Genomic DNA, 20,519 nt, shown 5'->3' with positions numbered 1-20,519 from the left:
TCAAAGTTTTTCCTTTCTTCAAGAAAGAACTTTGAAATAAGTATTCTTATGATACTAACATTTGGATTATTTTCAAGTTCAGCTTCTGCGCAATTGGGTTTAGAAAATTTTAATAGCGGAATTCCAGGAACTTGGGGAGTAACCAGTAACCAGGCGGTTACCAATAACTGGGGACCGACAACACCAACAGGGGGTTATCAGTCTACTCCTGGGGCAGTGGTAAATCCTGCTTTAAATACAACTACAGGTACCGTGGCGGAGTATTTCTTTATAACTCCTCAATTTAACACGCCTACTGAAACTGAAATCAGGTTTTTTACCAAACAAGGGAGTGTTACTAATAGAGGTACAATTTATGAATTACGACTGTCTACTGCACTTCAGCCAGATATCAGCAGTTTCAACGTAACATTGCAAAGTTGGACAGAAGCTTCGTTAAATGTAAATCCGACTGCTTATGAAGAAAAAATAGTTCCGGTAACTTCACTCCCGGCGGGTGTACCAGTTTATCTAGCTTTTGTTGCAATCACAAATCAGGATGGAAACACTAATACCAGCGGAGATTCTTGGTTTATAGATAATGTCCGAGTAATCCGAAGCTGTGCAAAAGTAACAGGAATTAACTCTGCGATGACTGCCACTGGTGGTTTAGTCACCTGGTCGCATGCTACAGCAAATGACTTTGAAATTCAGATCGTTCCGCGTGGAGCGGGTTTTGCCCCTACAGGTACGCCAGTTAATGGTTTTTCACATACATTTTCAGGCTTAACAGATGGTACTGATTACGATGTATACATCAAAACAATTTGTGATGGTACTACAGCAAGTGGATGGGCAGGTCCTTTCCCTGTTAAAACAGCCAGATTAGGTTTGGATTGTAGTTCACCAATAGTTATTCCACCGACTTCCACATCACCGGGGCCCTATGTTTTAAGTTCGAACTTAAGTTCGTTCCACCCGGCTGCAAATTATACACCGATGAATTCCCAAGGGTTAAGCTGTCAACCTGTTGGGCAGACCCAGAACTTGTTGTTAGGGGATCATGCGTTTTTATCCTATACGCCGACTACTTCAGGGTTGGTTAACGTAGGTTTATCTACGACCGTTAACTCGGCTTCAGGATGTTTTAACAGTCTTGCGAGTGTTTTTATTTTTGATAGCTGTACCGGTATTGGTACCACAGCGAACTGTTTAGGGGGGCTTGCAGTAGGTAGTACTTCCAATAATGGAACACAAGGACAGATTCCTAACGTGTATTTACAGGCGGGTCAGACGTACTATTTTGTAATTTCTTCGCCTTACCAATATAATGCTTCTCAACCAGGAGCAAGTATTTGTTTCACATTTACATTATCACAGCCTTCTTGTCCTATTCCAGCAGGAATTTCTTATGATAACTTAGCGCAAACCAGTGCAAGATTCTCATGGGCTAACCCACAGAATTTAGTTGGTAACTGGGAATTTATTGCAAAATTGGCTTCGGCTGGACCTCCGGTTGCTTCGGATGCTTTAACGCAAACAACTACAAACGTAAACAATTTGGCTAGTCCGCTTACACCGAATACAGCCTATAATTTCTATGTAAGATCTGTATGTAGCGGTACACCAGGAGCGTGGAGTAATGCATATCCATTCAGAACATTATGTAATGTTTTCCCGACACCTTATTCTACAGACTTTAACACTGCTACAGCTACTAATCCGGAACCATGTTGGACGATACTGGATTTGAATGGTGACGGTTCACAGTTCCTTTATTCGACCGATGCTTCACCTAACGCGCCGCAAGGTCAAATTGTGAGACTTCGTACAATGGATTCAGGTCTGCAAACCAATGATATGTTAATATCACCTCAGGTTCATTTGGACGGGGTTGTTCAAAAACAACTTCGATTTAAATTTAAAGGATTTGGAGGTTATACCAACAGTACAGGCTATGTATTAGGAGAATCTTCTTTCTCAGTTAAAATTTCTACAACAGGAGTGGGTGCACCTAGCTTTACTACGATACTGTTGCCGCTTGCTACATATGAAACAGGAAACAACTGGGTTGAAAAAATTATTGCTATCCCGGCTAATATAGTTGGTGATATCAGCATAGCATGGCACGTAGAACCGGGTCATCCTCAAACATCTACGAATTTCGTCGTTGATGATGTAACTATCGAAGATTTACCGGCATGTTCGCCACCTCAATATCCAGGTGTAACGGCTGGCTCAATAACTCAAACTCAAGCACAGTTTTTCTGGACAAACGGGATTAATAACTCGGAGTGGGAAATTGCCGTACAGCCTTTAAACTCTGGTGTTCCTACAGGAAACGGAGAAAGGGTTACCAATAATCCTTTTTTGAAAACTGGTTTAACACCTTCTACCCGTTATGAATACTATATCAGAACGTATTGTGATGATGTTACGAAGAGTGTTTGGGTTGGACCAGTAAGATTCAACACATTGTGTGACGCACAACCGGTGCCATATTTTGAAAGTTTGAATGATAACGATGTAACTACTAAAAAGTTCTGTTGGTCGGTTGATAACAGAAATAATGATGGAGCCAGATCCGTGTGGACTATTACGGGTACAGAGGCAGTAATTCAAGGTAGAGATCTTCCTTTTAATCCGTTTGTGTCTTTTGATGATTATTTGATATCTCCTGCTGTGAATGTAGTTGGGACAAAGATGTTGAAGTTCAAGCAAAAAGTTGCTGTAAATATTTTTAATCAATCGGATAGATGTAATTTCGAGGTTTTAATGTCGTCTTCACCGGACATGAGCAATCCAACGGTATTGATCCCTGCTCATGATATTAATAATGTTGATTTTATGGAGGATTTTGTGGTTTTCACAGGAACAGGACCTACTTATTTCGCATTCCACCTTCCTGCAAATATGAGTACACCTCATAACACTGGGGTTCTTACTATTGATGACATCAGTATTGAGGATGTAACACCATGTCCTAATCCTACGCTGTTATCGGCTTCTAATATTACAACCAATTCTGCTACTTTGAGCTGGAAGCGTGGATATCAGGAGACGCAATGGGAAATTGTTATTCAGAGTCCGGGTGCCGGAGTTCCAACAGGTTCAGGAACGGTGGTTAACACCGACCCTACATATAATGCTACCGGTCTTCCTGAGAATACGGCTTTCGAATATTATGTAAGAGCTATATGTGGTGGCACTAATGGTAATAGCCAATGGGTTGGGCCATTTAGATTCAGAACTATCTGTACTTCTCGTCCAACACCATTTATTGAAACTTTTGAGACGGATTCTCCAACAGAACCTTGCTGGACAATTGTTAACGCTAACACGGATTCGAATCAATGGGAATTGAATATGCCGGTGAATGCTATTTTTGGTGAACAACAGGCGGCTTTGAATTGTTATACAAACGGTAACAGTAATGATTGGTTAATTTCTCCAACATTAACTGCACAACCAAATCAAAGATTACGTTTCTATTACAAAAGTCATTATCAGCCTGTAATCGGAAATGATCTAAAAGTTAAACTTTCAACAAACGGAGTGGATATCTCTCAGTTTACGACCACACTTTATGATACGGACGTTACCGGAACCATAAATAATACGGAAGTAAGGGAAATGGTAATCAACCTTACCAGTATTACAGCTCCGACCAATATTAACATAGCATTTCAAGTGCCGCCAGGGACACCTGGCCCTGAAGGTCTTAGAGGATCATTTGTAGTAATCGACAATGTAAGTGTTGAGAATATTCCGACATGTCCGGCGGTAATCAATTTGACTGCTGCTGCTAATACTACCTTTGATACTTCATCGATAATCAATTGGACACCGGTAGGTTCTGAAACTTCATGGGAAATTTCATTACAGCCTTACGGCACTCCGGCTCCGGTAGGAAATACGCTACCGCAATATTTACGTACGGCAACGACGCATCCTTATACATTAACAGGACTTACACCGTCTACCCGTTACCAGTTCTATGTGAGAGCAGTTTGTAGCAGCACTTCACAGAGCACATGGGTAGGACCATTTGAGATCCTTACTAAATGTGATACCTCAAATTTATGTCAATACACGATTTCGTTATCAAACGGAGGTGGAAGTCAGGTAGCAGGAGCAATGGATGTTGTTCAAAGCGGGATAGTATATCAATCGCTTGTTTTCCCTACAGTTGCACCTGGACAGCCTACAGTTTTAGATTATCAGGTATCCTTATGTAGAGGAATTGAATGGAATTTATTTTGGAGAATGGGTGGTAGTAATAATTCATGGCCAAATGCGAGGGTAGTAATAAAAGATCAGTCTCAAACTGTTGTTTTTGACTCTACACTTGCTCCATATTCTCCTAATACCAATATTTATACAGCAGTATCGAACTGTGCTGCCGTTACTTGTCCGCAACCTACTAACGTTACCATTAATGACCTAGGAGTACTTTCATGGACTCCGGGGGGTGGAGAAACACAATGGGAGGTTTTCGTACAGCCGGTAGGTTTAGGGGCAATCCCTCAGTCGGGTGTTCCTGTAACAAATGGTATACCAAGTTATGCTCCTCAGCTTTCAGATTTCATTGATCCTAAAGCAGGTACTAACGAATTCTTCGTAAGAGCGGTTTGTGGTTCAGCAGATAAGAGTTATTGGACAGGACCTTTTGTGTTCATTAAAAATAATGATCCACAGACAGCGATCCCTCTTACCGTTAATACAAATGCTAGTTGTGATTCTAAGGGAACTAAAGCTTCCTTCATCGGTGCAACCGCTTCTTCTAGCGTGCCGACAAATTGTGGCGGTACAAATAAAGGAGACATTTGGTATGAATTCGTGGCGGCTTCGAAAATTCACACGGTGGAATTAAGTAATTGGACTTCGGGTAGTTATTTTACGAACGCCAGTGAGGGAGTTTGGCCTAAGGTTATATTATCTTTATATGAAGTGCAGGCAGATGGCTCTCTTGTAGAAAAAGCTTGTAGCGAAAACAACTCGTTAACTACAATGTATTCTTCTGAATTAACAGTAGGTACTACTTATAAAATTAGAGTTACGCTTAATGAGACGAGAAATTACGATAAGAAGTTTGATATTTGTGTGAGTACTCCGGTAAGCCTTTGTGATGTTAGTAATTTTAATTATGGTTTTGAAAAATTACCAATGCAGAGTGTATCAGGTATCAGCACGATTTTTGATATGGAAGTGATTCCGGGTTGGAGAAACAATACGGTTTCTGAAACTATTTTCTTCTATGAAGCATCGAACTCACCGGGTATAATTCCTTACGAAGGAGCTCAATGTGTTCAGCTAATTCAGGACACAAACACTACGGATCCTACTATCAGAGGAACTTATACGGAGATTGAAACACCAGCTGAAGTTAAGAAAGTGAAATACAGCTTTGCGTCAGCTTGTAGAATACCTGGTGAAGGAAGAACCTTGGAACTATGGGCGGGACCTCCATCAGGTCCGTATACCTTGGTAACAGAGCATCACTCAGCTACATTGGTTTGGGCTTTAGTAACGGGTGATTATGTAGTGCCGGCTAATCAACCAATTACCAGATTCCTTTTCAGAATTAAAGGTAATTTAGGTCACCATTTGCTGGATGCTGCTAAGTTTGTACCTAATGTTGAGATTGTTACACCAAATAATCAGTCATTAACCTGCGACCAGACTTCGATTAGCGTTGCAGCTGAAGGAACTGGAGAGTGGGTTGTTGATGCAAACAACCCGGCTGTAACTACTATTGATACACCTCAAAGTCAGACAGCAACTATTTCAGGATTCAATGTGCCAGGTGTGTATACTTATTTCTGGAAAACCCGTTACTGTGAAAAACCATTTACGGTTACTTATTTAGGTATCCCAGAAGTGGCTACTGTAACGTCTCCGGTTAATTATTGTTTAAACCAACCTGCAACTGCTTTAACAGCAACTGCACCAGAAGGCTTTACGTTATTATGGTTTACGGATGCTGTAGGAGGTACTGGAAATGTTAATGCTCCGGTTCCGTTAACTGATACTGTGGGAACAACTACTTACTATGTTTCAGTAGTTAACCCTCAAGGATGTATTGGAGTTAGAACTCCAATCGAAGTTATCGTAAACGAATTGTATACTCCGGTAGTTAACTTTAGCTATGACGATTCTAAGTATTGTGGAGAAGGAACTAATCCTGTATTATCAACAGTTGAAGGATTTACAACAGGCGGAACTTTCACGGCTACACCTGCAGGATTGTCTATAAACCCTACTACAGGAGCTATCAATCTTTCTGCAACCACACCTGGAAATTATGAAGTTATATATACAATAAATGAGAGAGCAAATGGATGTAATGAAGCAGGATCATCAGCTATTGTAAAACTTCAATATGAAGGACCTTGTCCAAATATTCCAAGAGGTATTTCTCCAAATGACGATGGTGATAATGATGCTTTCGTTCTTAGAGATATGGGTGTTAAAAAGGTTGTCATCTTTAACCGTTATGGTGTAGAAGTGTATTCTCATGGAGAAGGATATGAAGATCAGTGGAACGGACAGTCAAATGACGGAGAGAAGTTACCTGACGGTACTTATTTCTACAGTATCCAGAAAGCTGATAACACTACCGTTACCGGTTGGGTATACATCAACAGACAATATTAATAACAAATAAAAATCAGTCTGCCTGCACTGAAGTGGGCAGACTGTAATTATTAAAGCAATACAAGCTGAAAATGAAAAAAATTTATTTTGCTATTCTTCTGTTGGGAGCAATTACCACAGACATGCAAGCACAGCAGGACCCGCATTATACACAATATATGTATAATATGAATGTGGTTAATCCAGCTTATGCCGGTTCCAAAGAGAATTTGGCTATTGGGGTCTTATACAGAGACCAATGGGTTAATGTGGAAGGGGCTCCACAAACCCTGACATTCGCCGCGAGCAGTCCGGTTGGTAAAAATGTTGGTTTAGGATTATCTGTGATTTCAGATAAAATTGGCCCGGTTGAAGAAACTAATGTTTATGGTGATTTCGCTTATACCTTAAATTTAGGAGGTGAGCATCGTTTGGCATTCGGATTAAAATCAGGTGTGACTTTTCATAACGTTGGCCTATTCAGTGACATCGGAAACGGATATGTTCCGGATGGAGGAGACGTTGCGTTCAGTGAAAACGTTAACAATACCTATTTCAATATCGGTAGTGGAGTTTTCTACTACACAGATAAATATTATGTATCGTTCTCTGTACCTAATATGTTAGATGCTAAACATCTTGATTTACATGTGGACGGAGATGATTACAAATTTGGTAGTGAAACGCAGCATTACTTCTTAACGGGAGGATATGTGTTTCAATTATCAGAGAACACAAAATTTAAGCCTTCATTCATGTTAAAATCGGCTTTCAGCGCTCCAACTTCTTTGGACGTGTCGGCTAACTTTTTGTTCTTTGAGAAGTTCGAAGCAGGAGCAACCTACAGACTTGAGGACTCGTTTGGTGCAATGGTAAATTACCGTATCACACCTTCAATACGTCTTGGTTATGCGTATGACCACATTATTTCAGATTTGGATGCAACAACTAAATCGTCACACGAATTTATGTTGTTATTTGACTTGAATTTCCCTAAAAAGACATCAATATCACCAAGATATTTCTAATCAAAAGAAGCTAAAAAATGAAAAGAATTTATATACAAATAGGCTTGTTATTATTGATGACCACGGGGTATGCTCAGGACAAACAATCTAAAAAAGCCGATCAGTATTTTGAAAGCTATCAGTACGTAAACGCTATTGAAGAATATTTGAAGCTTACTGATAAAGATACTGCTACGCCTTATGTTGCCAAACAACTAGGGGATTGCTATTACAATATCAATAATGCGACTGAGGCTGCAAAATGGTATGGTAAAGCTGTTGAAGCAAAAGCGGATGCTGAAACTTATTTCCGCTATGCCCAAACTCTAAAAACCTTGGGAAGATATGAGGAAGCTAACAAGCAAATGGATGCTTTTGCTGCGTTAATGCCTTCTGATTCGAGAGCTAAGGAACACAAAGCAAATCCGAATTATATTCCGAGCCTTACCAAAAAAGATAAGATGTTTGACGTTTCTGAGATAGCAATTAGTGCTAAAGGCAGCAGCGATTTCGGTGCAGTACTTACAAACGATAACACCTTATATTTTGCAAGTACAAGAAATGCAGGTAAGAAAAAGGATAAATGGGCTAACCAGCCATACTTGGATATTTTCCAGACAACCCGTAATTCAGACGGTACTTTTTCAGAGCCGGTTGCAGTTAAGGAATTGAATACTCCATATCATGACGGTCCGGTTACTGTAAGCAAAGACGGAAATGTAATGTTTTTTGCAAGAGACGGACACAGTGTGGGACAATTCGAAAAGAATAAAAAAAGCAACACGAAAATTGCACAACAAGGTTTGTACAGAGCCGAGAAAGTAAACGGAAAATGGACGAATATTACAGCGTTACCGTTTAACAGTCCAAATTATTCTGTGACTAATCCAAGCTTGAGCAATGATGGAAAGACTTTATATTTTGCATCTAACATGCCGGATGGTTTAGGCGAATCTGATATCTGGAAAGTTTCGATTGACGGAAACACCAGTGGTACTCCTCAGAATTTGGGGCCAGCTGTTAATACTGCCGGAAAAGAAAACTTCCCTTTTATTACTGAAAACAACGTGTTGTATTTCGCTTCTTCAGGGAAACAAGGTTTTGGAGGTTTAGATATTTTCAGAATGGATTTAAACAAATCCGAGCAACCTCAAAATGTTGGAAAACCAGTAAATACTGAAAAAGATGATTTCGCTTTCAGTTATAATAAATCAGCCAATGTTGGTTATTTTTCTTCAGACAGAAGTGGCTCTGATGCCATCTACGCTGCCAAGGAAGTATGCAAAGCTGAAGCAATTGCTGCGGTAACCAATAAGAAAACAGGTGCTGTTCTTTCAAATGCTTCGGTTGCTATTCTAGATACTAAAGGCAATGTTATCGAAACAAGACAAACAGATGCAAGAGGAAGAGTAGGTTATGAGGTTGAATGTGAAACTAATTATACTTTCCAGGTTAAAGCCGATAATTTTGAAACGGCAACTTTCCCGATTGATAAAATCAAATCAGGTCAATCTGTTGTGGAAGCGCAGTTAATGCCGGTTGAAGTAATTGTGACCGAGACTGAGGTAATTTTAAACAATGTTTATTTCGATTATAACAAAAGTAACATAACACCGGAAGGTGCTGGTGAATTGGATAAATTGGTTAAGGTGATGAAGGACAATCCGAAGATGGTGATTTTTGTAAAATCCCATACAGATTCTAAAGGAAGTGCTTCTTACAACCTTAAGCTCTCAAAACAGAGAGCACAGTCAACTGTTGAATACTTGATTTCGAAGGGTATTTCAAGAGATCGTGTGAGTGGAAAAGGCTTTGGAAGTACAGAACCAAAAGTAGATTGTGGCTCTAATTGTACAGATGAGCAGCATGCACAAAACAGACGATCAGAATTTATGATTGTAAAGAAATAAAAAAATTTAACAAAATGTTTACAATCTTTACGCCTCAATGTCGTTACACTTGCATTGAGAGTTTAAAATAAAACCCCCAAACAATAGCTAATTCCTGCTAAAAACAGGAATTAGCTATTGCTCTTAAATAAACCTGATATAATGAAAAAGATTTTAGTACTATTTTTAGTATTTATTTTTGGAAATACCGTTTTTGGACAAGTCGAGGCCAACGATTGTATTAATGCAATTCCAGTATGTGGTGACGGTAGTTTTATTACCAATACCGACGGTTATGGGAACGCGTTTGAAGTTGCCGGATGTGGTCCTGGTCGCGAGCACAATTCCCTTTGGCTGAAAGTTACTATTGCGCAGGCGGGTACATTGGGGTTTAATTTAACTCCAAATAATCCTGATCTTCTTACTGGTGATTACGATTTTTTTGTTTACGGACCAAACAGAACTTGTGGGACCGGTTTAGGCACGCCAATCCGATGCAATGCAACTAATCCTTCTGAAGCTGGATTACCCAACAACATTACAGGTATGAATGGCAGTACTCCTAGTAATTTTGCTTGGTCTGGTACTGGAGGTAATAATTTAGCCTATGTACAATGGCTGACAGTAGCAGTTGGTGAAATCTATTACATCGCTATCGACAGGCCGTATGCTACTGATACTGGTTTCACGCTTAATTGGATTGGTAGTGCAACTCTTGGTACTGGTGCGTTTCCAAAATCGCCAACCTTAGTCCAAACTCCTATTCCTGATTTGCCTACCTGCTCAACTACTAGTACAGGTATTTTTAATCTTAATTCACATAGAAGCAAGATATGTACAGAGCCAAATACGGCAATGAATTTTTATATCTCATATGCTAATGCAGTTGATGATGTTAATAATGATAATACTGCTCTTCAATTGCCGGTGTTCTATGGGAATATCGCAAATCCACAGCTTATTTATGTCAAAGTGTATAATATCAGCACTAAATGTTATATCATATCCAGCTTTAATCTGAGGGTTTTACCGATCCCGACAGCAACAATGTCAGTAACCCCAACACAGATTTGTTCGGGCCAAAATGTTACGGTCACTTTTACCGGTACTCCTGGAGCAACGGTTGATTACAGGATAGACGGCGGACCAATACAATCACGTTTGCTCGATGCTGCCGGAAATTACCAATTTACAGACACACCTTCAAGTACACGAGTTTATACTTTAGTTGCCGTTAAAAATTTAGACAGTAGTAATGCTGTGATTTGTAATGGAAGTGTAACTAATCCTTCAAGTACAGTAACAGTTAGCCCGTTGCCTACGATTACAGGAGGAGCATCGGGAATTTGCGTTGGCGGAACAACACAATTTTTTGGTTCACCAACACCTGCCGCTGTAAATCCGTGGACATCATCCAATACTGCTGTTGCTACAGTCGATTCAGCAGGAAATGTTTTAGGAGTTAATCCTGGTACTTCTGATATTACCTATACAAATAGTGGCGGTTGTTCGACAACGGTAACGATAACCGTTAATGCTTTACCGGTAATATCGGGAACATTAACAACTTGTATCGGTGCGACTACGACATTATCATCTACTAATCCTCCGGCAGCATCAAATGCGTGGTCGACATCTGATCCAACTGTAGCAACAGTTAATTCAACGGGAGATGTTTTAGGGGTTAATGTGGGTACTGCGACAATTACTTATATTGACATCAACGGATGTTCAGATACAGCTGATGTAAATGTATTGTCATCGCCAACGGCTAACATAACAATTTCAGGACCATCTCTAATCTGTACAGGATCAACAGCTAATATTACAATCAGCGGATCTCCAAACGCAACGGTTAACTATACAGTAAACGGGACAGCTGCTTCTGTCGTTTTACCGGCATCTGGAACAACAACTTTTCCAACTGCGGCTTTAACGGTACAAACAACATATCAGTTAGTGAATGTTACTGCGGGAACGGGATGTACAACGCCATTAACGGAACAAGTTGTTATAGATATCGCGCCTCAGCCGACAGCTTCGATTTTAGGTTCAACTTCGGTATGTTTTGGTCAACCGGCTACAATATCGTTCTCCGGAACTCCGGGAGCAACCGTGGGTTATACTATTAATGGAGGACCAAGACAACCGGTACTTCTTGATGCAGCTGGTAATGCTACCGTTAATACAGGTAATTTGACAGTCGATACCACTTACGCATTGGTTGATGTGACTGCCGGAACGGTTCCGAACTGTGTTCAGACAGTATCTGGTTCTGCAACTGTAACAGTGGTACAAACACCTACGGTAGCTGCTAATCCATCGTCGCAATCTTTGTGTTCGGGTCAGTCTTCCGGAATTCAATTAGCAGGAACGGTACCGAATACCACTTTCTCATGGACTGTTACTCAAACTGGAGGGGCATCCGGAGCAACTAATGGAAGCGGAAGCATCATTTCTGATGTGCTTACAACCGGAAATACAGTTGGAACAGTTACTTATACTATTACTCCGGCTGTAGGAAGTTGTGTTGGTTTGCCAATCGACGTAATTGTTACGGTATCGCCGGTTCCGGATGTTATCGTGAATGTTACAGAACAGTCTATTTGTTCAGGTAATCCAACAAATATAACAATGACGAGCACAATTCCTGGTACTACTTTTACTTGGAACGCTGCTCAGCTATCGGGAGCAACTGGAGCATCAGGTGGAACAGGATCTTCAATTAATCAGGTTTTATCTGCTACAGGTACAAATATTGGTCAGGTTGTTTATACCATTACACCAATTAATGGAAATTGTATGGGGACTCCGGTAGTAGTGACGGTTAATGTTTACCCTTATCCTAATGTTCAGCCGAGTCCGAGTTCAGACGAGTTGTGTACGGGAGAGACTACCAATATTCAGTTGACCCCCACTGTACCAAATACTACTTTCGATTGGACTGTTCAAGCAACTGGTGTGACTGGAGCTTCTTCAGGTTCAGGAAGTGCGATCATTCAAACTTTAAGTACAATTGGTTTGACGCCAGGTACGGTTATTTATACGATTACACCAACGACGGTTAACGGATGTATTGGTACTCCGGTTACAGTCACAGTGACAGTTAATCCGACACCGGAAGTGTTTGGTATTGGAGCTCCACAAGATATTTGTAGTGGCGATTCATCTGGAATTAATGTTATGCCGACTATTCAGGGAACTTCAATCATGTGGACTGTTGTTGAAAGCGGAGTTACCGGTGCTTCTGATGGAAGTGGAACTGAAACTACTCCGGGAGCAGGTATACCGATCGATCAGAATCTGGAAACTACTGGAGATACACAAGGAACAGTGACATATACTGTTACACCGATGTATAATGGTTGTTCTGGAGAACCGAAAACAATTGTTATTCTGGTAAATCCGAAGCCTAAAACGACTATAGATCCGGGAACGGTTTGTTTAGACAGTGCAACCGGAACATTGATTTCCGGATATACTATGGATACAGGCTTAAGTCCGGCTTCCTATACTTTCCAATGGTATTATGGCGGTGATATGAATACTGTGATTGCGACAACTAGTTCTTATGAGGCTACTCAGGCAGGTCAGTATACTGTTGTGATAATGGATTCGAGTACAGGTTGTACAGATCAGTTTGTAATAAATGTTGACGAGTCTAATCCGGCACAAAGTGCCTCGGCTGTAGTTACGAATTATTTTGAGGATACTCAGGCTATCACGGTAACTGTAGTAGGAAACGGAACGTATTTGTACAGTTTGGACGGAGGTGCGTTCCAGACAAGTAATGTATTCATTAATGTGTTACCGGGTACACATACCATAACGATTCATGATACTAAGGGATGTACTGATATCACCCTTAACGGTATCCTGACTATTGGATATCCGCATTTCTTTACACCGAACGGTGACGGTTATAATGATACCTGGAACATCTGGTCGTTAAGCGATGATCAGCCGAATTCTGAAATTCATATTTACGACCGCTACGGTAAGTTACTGAAACAAATCGTTCCTTCGGGAGCAGGATGGGACGGAACTTTCAACGGTCATACTTTACCGTCTACGGATTACTGGTTTACCGTTAAATACAAAGAGAATGGTGCTGATAAGCAATTTAAGGCCCACTTCTCGATGAAACGATAAGTAGGATCAATTGATTTAATAAAAAATAAAGCCACTCATTTGAGTGGCTTTATTATTTTACGACATCCTGAAAGAATGTGTTTGAAAAACTATGCTTGTTTTTAGCCCTGATGGGAACGGCATCTTTTTGTCCCGTCCTAAACGGGACAAAAAATATAGTGGACAGCAGGAGCAGTTCTTTTTATGAAAATGCATCGAGTTGCTCCTAAAATAAAAAAGGCGATTCTTTCGAACCGCCTTTGTAATTATTTCAAGTGTGAAATGCACTAAGACAACTTTTGTAAAATTGTGTTTAATGTTTCACTTGGACGCATTGCTTTGTCCGTTAACTGGTTTGCCGGATGGTAGTAACCTCCGATGTTTTGCGGCTTGCCCTGAGAACCAATTAATTCATCATTGATCTTTGCTTCGTTAGATAGTAATTCAGTGGCAACAGGAGCGAATTTAGCTTGTAATTCGGCATCTTTATTTTGGTTTGCCAACGCTTCAGCCCAGTACATTGCCAGGTAGAAGTGAGAACCTCTGTTATCGATTTGTCCCACTTTACGAGCGGGGGATTTGTCAGTTTTAAGGAATTTATCGTTCGCCTCGTCTAACGTTTCTGCCAATACCAATGCTTTAGTATTGTTTTGTGTTTGACCTAAATGCTCCAATGAAGCTCCTAAAGCTAAGAACTCACCAAGCGAATCCCAACGTAAATATCCTTCTTCGATAAATTGTTCTATGTGTTTCGGTGCAGAACCTCCGGCTCCGGTTTCAAATAAACCACCACCATTCATCAACGGAACGATAGATAACATTTTCGCTGAAGTTCCTAATTCTAAAATAGGGAACAAGTCAGTTAAGTAGTCACGCAATACGTTTCCGGTAACAGAGATAGTGTCTAAACCATTTTTCAGTCTGTCCAAGGTAAATGTAGTTGCATCAACGATATTTAAGATACGGATGTCTAAACCGGTTGTATCGTAATCTTTCAGGTATTTCTCCACTTTCTTGATCATCTCACGATCATGAGCACGTTTGTCATCCAACCAGAAAACAGCAGGAGTGTTAGATAATCTTGCTCTGTTTACTGCAAGTTTAACCCAGTCCTGAATAGGAGCGTCTTTAGTCTGACACATTCTGAAGATGTCACCAGCCTCTACGTTTTGCTCCATGAAAGTAGTGCCGTTTCCGTCGTGAACTCTCATGATTCCTTTAGCAGTAGCCTGGAATGTCTTGTCATGTGAGCCGTATTCTTCTGCTTTTTGAGCCATCAAGCCAACGTTTGGAACTGATCCCATAGTTTTAGGGTCGAAAGCACCGTTCTTTTTGCAAAAGTTTACTGTAGCCACATATAAACCAGCGTAATTTCTGTCCGGGATTAAAGCTTTAGTGTCTTGTAATTCGCCTTTTGCGTTCCACATTTTTCCTGAAGAACGTACGAAAGCCGGAACTGAAGCATCCACAATTACGTCAGATGGAACGTGGAAATTCGTGATTCCTTTATCAGAGTTAACCATAGCCACGGCCGGACCGTTATTTAAAGCTGCTGCAAGTGCCGCTTCAATTTCAGCCTGTTGAGGGTGTCCTGCGATTTTTGCATAAACATCACCCAAACCGTTTCTCGTGTCTACATTTAATGATTTTAAAACATCAGCGTATTTTGCGAATACTTCTTCGAAATATACCTCTACAACAGCAGAGAAGATGATTGGGTCAGAAACCTTCATCATCGTAGCTTTCAGGTGTAATGACAATAATTGTCCTTTTGCTTTAGCGTCAGCGATTTCTTTTTTCGCGTATGCTTTTAAAGCTGACAAACTCATAACCGAAGAGTCGATTACTTCACCTGCTTTTAATTTAGAAGCAGCTTTTAAGTTTGTTACGTTTCCGTTTGCGTCGATAAAGTCGATTACGAATTGAGTATCGTTTTCAACAGTAACTGATTTTTCGCTTCCGTAGAAATCACCAGCCTCCATGTGGGCGATTTCAGTGATAGAATCTGCAGACCAAGCGCCCATTGAATGCGGGTTTGCTTTAGCATAATTCTTAACTGATTTTGGCGCACGACGGTCTGAGTTTCCTTCACGTAAAACCGGGTTTACGGCAGAACCTAAAACTTTAGCGTATTTTGCTTTGATTTCTTTTTCTGCATCGTTGGCAGGATCTTCCGGATAGCTTGGCACTGCAAAACCATGCGCCTGTAATTCAGAGATGGCTTCTTTCAACTGCGGAACCGAAGCGGAAATATTTGGTAATTTGATGATATTCGCTTCAGGTGTAGTGGCTAGCTGGCCAAGTTCTGTTAAAGCGTCACCAATTTTCTGATCGTCTTTTAAAAATTCAGGGAAGTTAGCTAAAATACGTCCTGCTAAAGAAATATCGCGTAATTCGATATCGATGTTGGCAGGCGCTGTAAAAGCCTGTACAATTGGTAAGAATGAATGAGTGGCTAACATTGGAGCCTCATCAGTCAAAGTGTAATGGATTTTTGATTTTTGTGCCATTTTGTTGAATTTTAAATGCTATAGCTGTGTTTTTAAAACTATTTGTTGAAAGATGCTTAAAAAAGCATAGCAAATATAAGAAAATCAGTCCGAAAAGCGGTTGGGAAATTGTCGGGAAATGAACGAATTGCGAGATTGTTATTTTGGACGTTTTAATTTATCAAAATGATAATTTGAGGTTTAATTTTTTGCATAAAAAAAGCCCCGAGGTTATCGGGGCTGATCTTATAAACTTCAGAAAGTGAATTATCTTCTTCTTTCTTTGATTTTAGCTTTTTTACCAGTAAGTTCTCTGAAGTAGAAGATACGAGCTCTACGAACTTTACCTCTTTGGTTAACTTCGATTTTTTGTAAAGCCGGCATGTTTACAGGGAAGATACGCTCTACACCAACAGCGCCTGACATTTTACGGATAGTGAAAGTTTCAGTTACACCAGCACCTCTTTTTTGGATAACAACTCCTTTGAAGAACTGAGTACGAGTTTTTTCACCCTCTTTAATTTCGTAATAAACAGTGATAGTATCACCAGCGTTGAATTGAGGAAAATCTTTTTTCGCTACGAATTCGTCTTGAACAAATTTTAATAAATTTGACATGATTGTTAAAGTTAAATGTTTGAATCAGAGCAACATTCACGGTTATCGTCAGAGGTTGGGCTGAATGTGGGTGCAAAATTACAAATTTTATTTTGAACTACAAATTTTTTACAGAGTTTGGGAAAATAGAGAATAGAAAATAGAAGCGAGAGACAAGAAGATGTCTGAAATTAAAAGTTCTTTCAAACCTAATTTAGTGACTGCACTTTTGATTTGCTTTCTGTAATCTGTCTTCTGCTATCTGTCCACTGTAAATTACTCCTCCAACAAATCAGGTCGGCGTGTTTTAGTATGTTCATACGCCATATCCTCACGCCATTTTTCAATTTCAGCAAAATTACCACTTAGCAATACATCTGGGACTTTCCAGCCTTTGTATTCCGCAGGTCGTGTATAAATAGGAGGGGAAAGCAGATTGTCCTGAAAGCTGTCCGTTAAGGCAGAAGTTTCGTTGCTCAAAACGCCAGGTATCAATCGGATAATGGCATCGCATAAAACGGCCGCGCCCAATTCACCTCCGGATAAAACATAATCACCAATGGAAATTTCCTTCGTTATGAACTGATCCCTAACTCGTTGGTCTACGCCTTTGTAATGGCCGCAAAGGATAATGATGTTTCCTAAAAGCGATAACGAATTGGCCATTTGCTGGTTAAGCGTTTCACCATCGGGCGTCATGTAAATTACTTCATCGTAATTGCGCTCGCTTTTCAGTTTTGAAATGCAGGCGTCAATCGGTTCGATACTCATTACCATGCCCGCACCGCCACCAAACTGGTAATCGTCTACGTTTTTGTGTTTGTTGGTACTGTAATCGCGAAGATTGTGCATGTGAACTTCCACCAATCCTTTGGCAATAGCTCTTTTAAGGATGGAAGCTTCAAACGGACTTCGGATTAAATCCGGTAAAACGGTAATAATATCGATGCGCATTTTTTTTGAGTTGCTGAGTTATAAAGTTGCAAAGGTAGTGGTTTTGAGGGAAAAAGGAAAAGGGAAAAGGGACTTGCCATTACTTATCCCTTTTCCCTTTTTTTACTTATGTTTAAAAATTTTAAACTCCGAACTGTCTCAAATGATGATCCAAATGTTTCCACTGAGCGGTGTCCCATTCTTTTTCAGTCATATGTCCGAAGAAAGGATGTTTAAGATTTTTAATCGTTGAGGGACCTTTGCTGAAACGAGCGATGCTATTGATGAGTTCGGCTTTTGCTTTTTCAAATTCAGGTTCGTGTTTCACGATGAATTCTTTGGTAGTAGGTAAATTATGGTCAAAAGGTCTTCGTGAAACCAATGTCTTTTTAGCCATTTTTCCAAAAAGTAACCCCATAAGCCCTCTTTTTATTTGTATTTCGCCGAATGCTACTTTTAATGGGCCCTGGCAATGTTCCAGCATTTGGCCAACCGTCATTTTTCCCCACTGTGATAATGCTGTAGGCTGAAGTTTGTTGATTCTTTCAATAATGTCTTGAGTACCCTTAGGGTCAAATAAACTTTCCATAGTGTTACGTTTTTTTGATGATGTGTGATTTTATGTATTCGACGGCTTCGTCTGTATTGTCTGTCAATAACATTAAACTCAGGTCTTCTTCGGAAATAGTTCCTTCCTGAATCATAGTGTCGCGTATAAAATTACTCAATTTTTCCCAATAATTTTTTCCTAAACAAACGATGGGACGGTGGGGAAGTTTTTTGGTTTGAACAAGTGTCAGGACTTCGAAGATTTCATCCATGGTTCCCAAGCCTCCCGGCATCAGGACGTAAGCAAGGGAGTTTTTTCGCAAAATTGTTTTACGGGTGAAGAAAAAATCAAATTCAACCATTTTGTCTACGTATGGATTGGGTTTTTGCTCGAATGGCAAAACAATATTGCATCCTAAAGAAGTGCCGCCGCCTTCTTTTGCTCCCCGGTTAGCGGCTTCCATTACGCCCGGACCGCCGCCGGTCATTACAGTAAAACCGTTTTCAGCTAATTTTTTTCCCATAGCTCGGGCCAATTCATAATACTTGTGTCCTTCTTGGAACCGGGCCGAACCATACACGGTTACACAATTGTTTATTTCCTGAAAGGCAGCTATTCCTTCCCATAAATCGGCCATGATTTTAAAGGAATCCCTTATTTCATCGGAAAGATCCCTTTTTGCTTCAAAAAAAATTTTTTGGCTTTCTTGTTTCATGATGTCAGATATTTTTAAAGAGTTCAATCTCATCCATGTAAGATGGGACTTGGGCATTCCATCCCTGTTCTTTTAAAGCTTCACATAAAGCACCGGCACTTTCCTTTTCGCCGTGAATCACGAAAGTTTTCATCGGCGCTCGTTTAAATCCGCTTAACCATTGTAATAGTTCGTTCCGGTCCGCATGTGCTGATAATCCGTGTATGGTAAATATTTTGGCGTTAACGTCGATTTCCTGGCCGAAAATCCTGATGGTTTTGGCTCCTTCCTGTAAAAGCCTTCCTTTGGAGCCTTCTGCTTGATAGCCAGGTATCAGTACAACGTTTTTTGGGTCTGAAAGACGATGAAAAAGATGGTGCATGATTCGTCCGCCTGACATCATGCCGTTTCCGGCGATGATAACCAAGTCTTGGGTTATGTCATTAATTTTTTTGGAATCATCTGAAGTTTTAGAAATGATAAGGCATTTTTTTAGTATCAAAAAAGCCTCGTCCTCTTCCAAATCGATGTCCTTTAATTTATGATAGTCACTGTGTTTCCGGTACAATTCCGTTGCCGAAATAGCCATAGGGCTGTCAACTGCGATTTTGACCAATGGTATTTCCTTGGTCATCATGATGTTTTTAAGGTACATCAATAATGTTTGAGTGCGTCCTACGGCAAAAGCAGGTACCATAAGATTGCCGTCTTTCTCAAACGTCTCGTTCATTATCTCAATAATATCATTTCTGTCGGTTTGTTTAATTATTTTATCGCCGTAAGTAGATTCCACAAAGAGTATATCAGCGAAATCTATGGTTTTTGGCGGGTAGAGCAAGGGATCATTGTATCGTCCTAAATCTCCGGAAAAAACAATTTTTTTTGTTTCAGTATCGCCAATGAGAGTTATTTCTATAATAGCAGCTCCCAAAACATGCCCAGCGTTGTAGAAGGTGACAGCTATTTGTTCCGTGATTTGGATTCTTTCCTCAAAGGAAGCGGTCCTGATCATCGGCTGAATGCACTCTACGTCTTCCTGTGTGAATAAAGGTTTCGGGTTTTCGTGTTTGGAATAGCCTTTTTTCTTAGCAAATTCAGCGTCTTCAACCTGAAATTTGGCAGTGTCCATTAGCATAAGGTGCATTAAATCTGCGGTAGCACTCGTACAATAAACAGGGTTTTTATAACCTAAACGGACTAAACGGGGCAAGTATCCTGTGTGATCGGTGTGGGCGTGAGTTAATACTACAGCATTTATTTCTTCTGGTTTTATTGGGAAGTCCGCCCAATTCAGTTCTTTTAGTTTTCGTTTTCCCTGAAACATTCCACAATCAACCAATAGGTTAAAATGGTCTATTCTTAACAGGTATTTCGATCCCGTTACTTCGCTGGCTGCTCCTAAAAATAAAATACTTACGTCCATTTTGATACTGCTTGTTTCAGGTTAGTTTGGGCAGCGATGATAAGAGGTTTTTAAAACTCTTTGTGTTGTGAAATCGTTTTATGATAAAACCCTGACTGATAACGCTCAGTTTTCGAACAGTAAGTTAGTAAAATTTTTCTTAAACTATTGGTTTGTAGTGTGTTAATTTTTTAAAGGAATGCTTTTTTAGG

General features: G+C 40.2%; 10 protein-coding genes. 4 read left to right on the top strand and 6 right to left on the bottom strand.

Annotation, left to right across the window (positions count from 1 at the left end; all coding sequences use genetic code 11):
- Nucleotides 1-48 precede the first annotated feature (48 nt).
- The 4 genes from FEDK69T_RS09365 (at nt 49) to FEDK69T_RS15480 (ending at nt 13,663) form a co-directional block, all read left to right on the top strand.
- Nucleotides 49-6,636, top strand: a complete 6,588-nt coding sequence (locus tag FEDK69T_RS09365; RefSeq protein WP_023573918.1) for a T9SS C-terminal target domain-containing protein — start codon at nt 49-51, stop codon at nt 6,634-6,636.
- Between the two features lie 71 nt (nt 6,637-6,707).
- Entirely contained in the window at nt 6,708-7,643 is a 936-nt protein-coding gene (locus FEDK69T_RS09360) for a PorP/SprF family type IX secretion system membrane protein (RefSeq protein WP_023573917.1), read from the top strand.
- Nucleotides 7,644-7,660: 17 nt separating this feature from the next.
- Nucleotides 7,661-9,532, top strand: coding sequence for an OmpA family protein (locus FEDK69T_RS09355; RefSeq protein WP_035630547.1), 1,872 nt, complete (start codon nt 7,661-7,663; stop codon nt 9,530-9,532).
- A 141-nt stretch (nt 9,533-9,673) separates the two neighbouring features.
- Nucleotides 9,674-13,663 (top strand): PKD-like domain-containing protein, encoded by a 3,990-nt coding sequence (locus FEDK69T_RS15480; protein WP_023573915.1) that lies wholly within the window; start codon nt 9,674-9,676, stop codon nt 13,661-13,663.
- Nucleotides 13,664-13,929: 266 nt separating this feature from the next.
- Here FEDK69T_RS15480 and FEDK69T_RS09345 read toward each other — a convergent pair whose 3' ends face one another.
- The 6 genes from FEDK69T_RS09345 to FEDK69T_RS09320 form a co-directional block, all read right to left on the bottom strand.
- On the bottom strand, nt 13,930-16,152 hold the full coding sequence (locus FEDK69T_RS09345; RefSeq protein WP_023573914.1) for an NADP-dependent isocitrate dehydrogenase: 2,223 nt from the start codon (nt 16,150-16,152) through the stop codon (nt 13,930-13,932).
- 246 nt (nt 16,153-16,398) lie between these two features.
- Entirely contained in the window at nt 16,399-16,749 is a 351-nt protein-coding gene (gene rplS, locus FEDK69T_RS09340) for a 50S ribosomal protein L19 (protein WP_023573913.1), read from the bottom strand.
- Between the two features lie 255 nt (nt 16,750-17,004).
- On the bottom strand, nt 17,005-17,682 hold the full coding sequence (gene trmD / locus FEDK69T_RS09335; protein WP_023573912.1) for a tRNA (guanosine(37)-N1)-methyltransferase TrmD: 678 nt from the start codon (nt 17,680-17,682) through the stop codon (nt 17,005-17,007).
- A gap of 121 nt (nt 17,683-17,803) precedes the next feature.
- On the bottom strand, nt 17,804-18,250 hold the full coding sequence (locus FEDK69T_RS09330; RefSeq protein ID WP_023573911.1) for a DUF1569 domain-containing protein: 447 nt from the start codon (nt 18,248-18,250) through the stop codon (nt 17,804-17,806).
- A gap of 4 nt (nt 18,251-18,254) precedes the next feature.
- Entirely contained in the window at nt 18,255-18,926 is a 672-nt protein-coding gene (locus FEDK69T_RS09325) for an LOG family protein (RefSeq protein ID WP_023573910.1), read from the bottom strand.
- Between the two features lie 4 nt (nt 18,927-18,930).
- On the bottom strand, nt 18,931-20,328 hold the full coding sequence (locus tag FEDK69T_RS09320) for an MBL fold metallo-hydrolase RNA specificity domain-containing protein (RefSeq protein ID WP_023573909.1): 1,398 nt from the start codon (nt 20,326-20,328) through the stop codon (nt 18,931-18,933).
- Nucleotides 20,329-20,519 lie beyond the last annotated feature (191 nt).

Source organism: Flavobacterium enshiense DK69 (assembly GCF_000498495.1).
GTDB lineage: Bacteria > Bacteroidota > Bacteroidia > Flavobacteriales > Flavobacteriaceae > Flavobacterium > Flavobacterium enshiense.
This window is presented reverse-complemented; position numbering and strand designations above follow the sequence as displayed.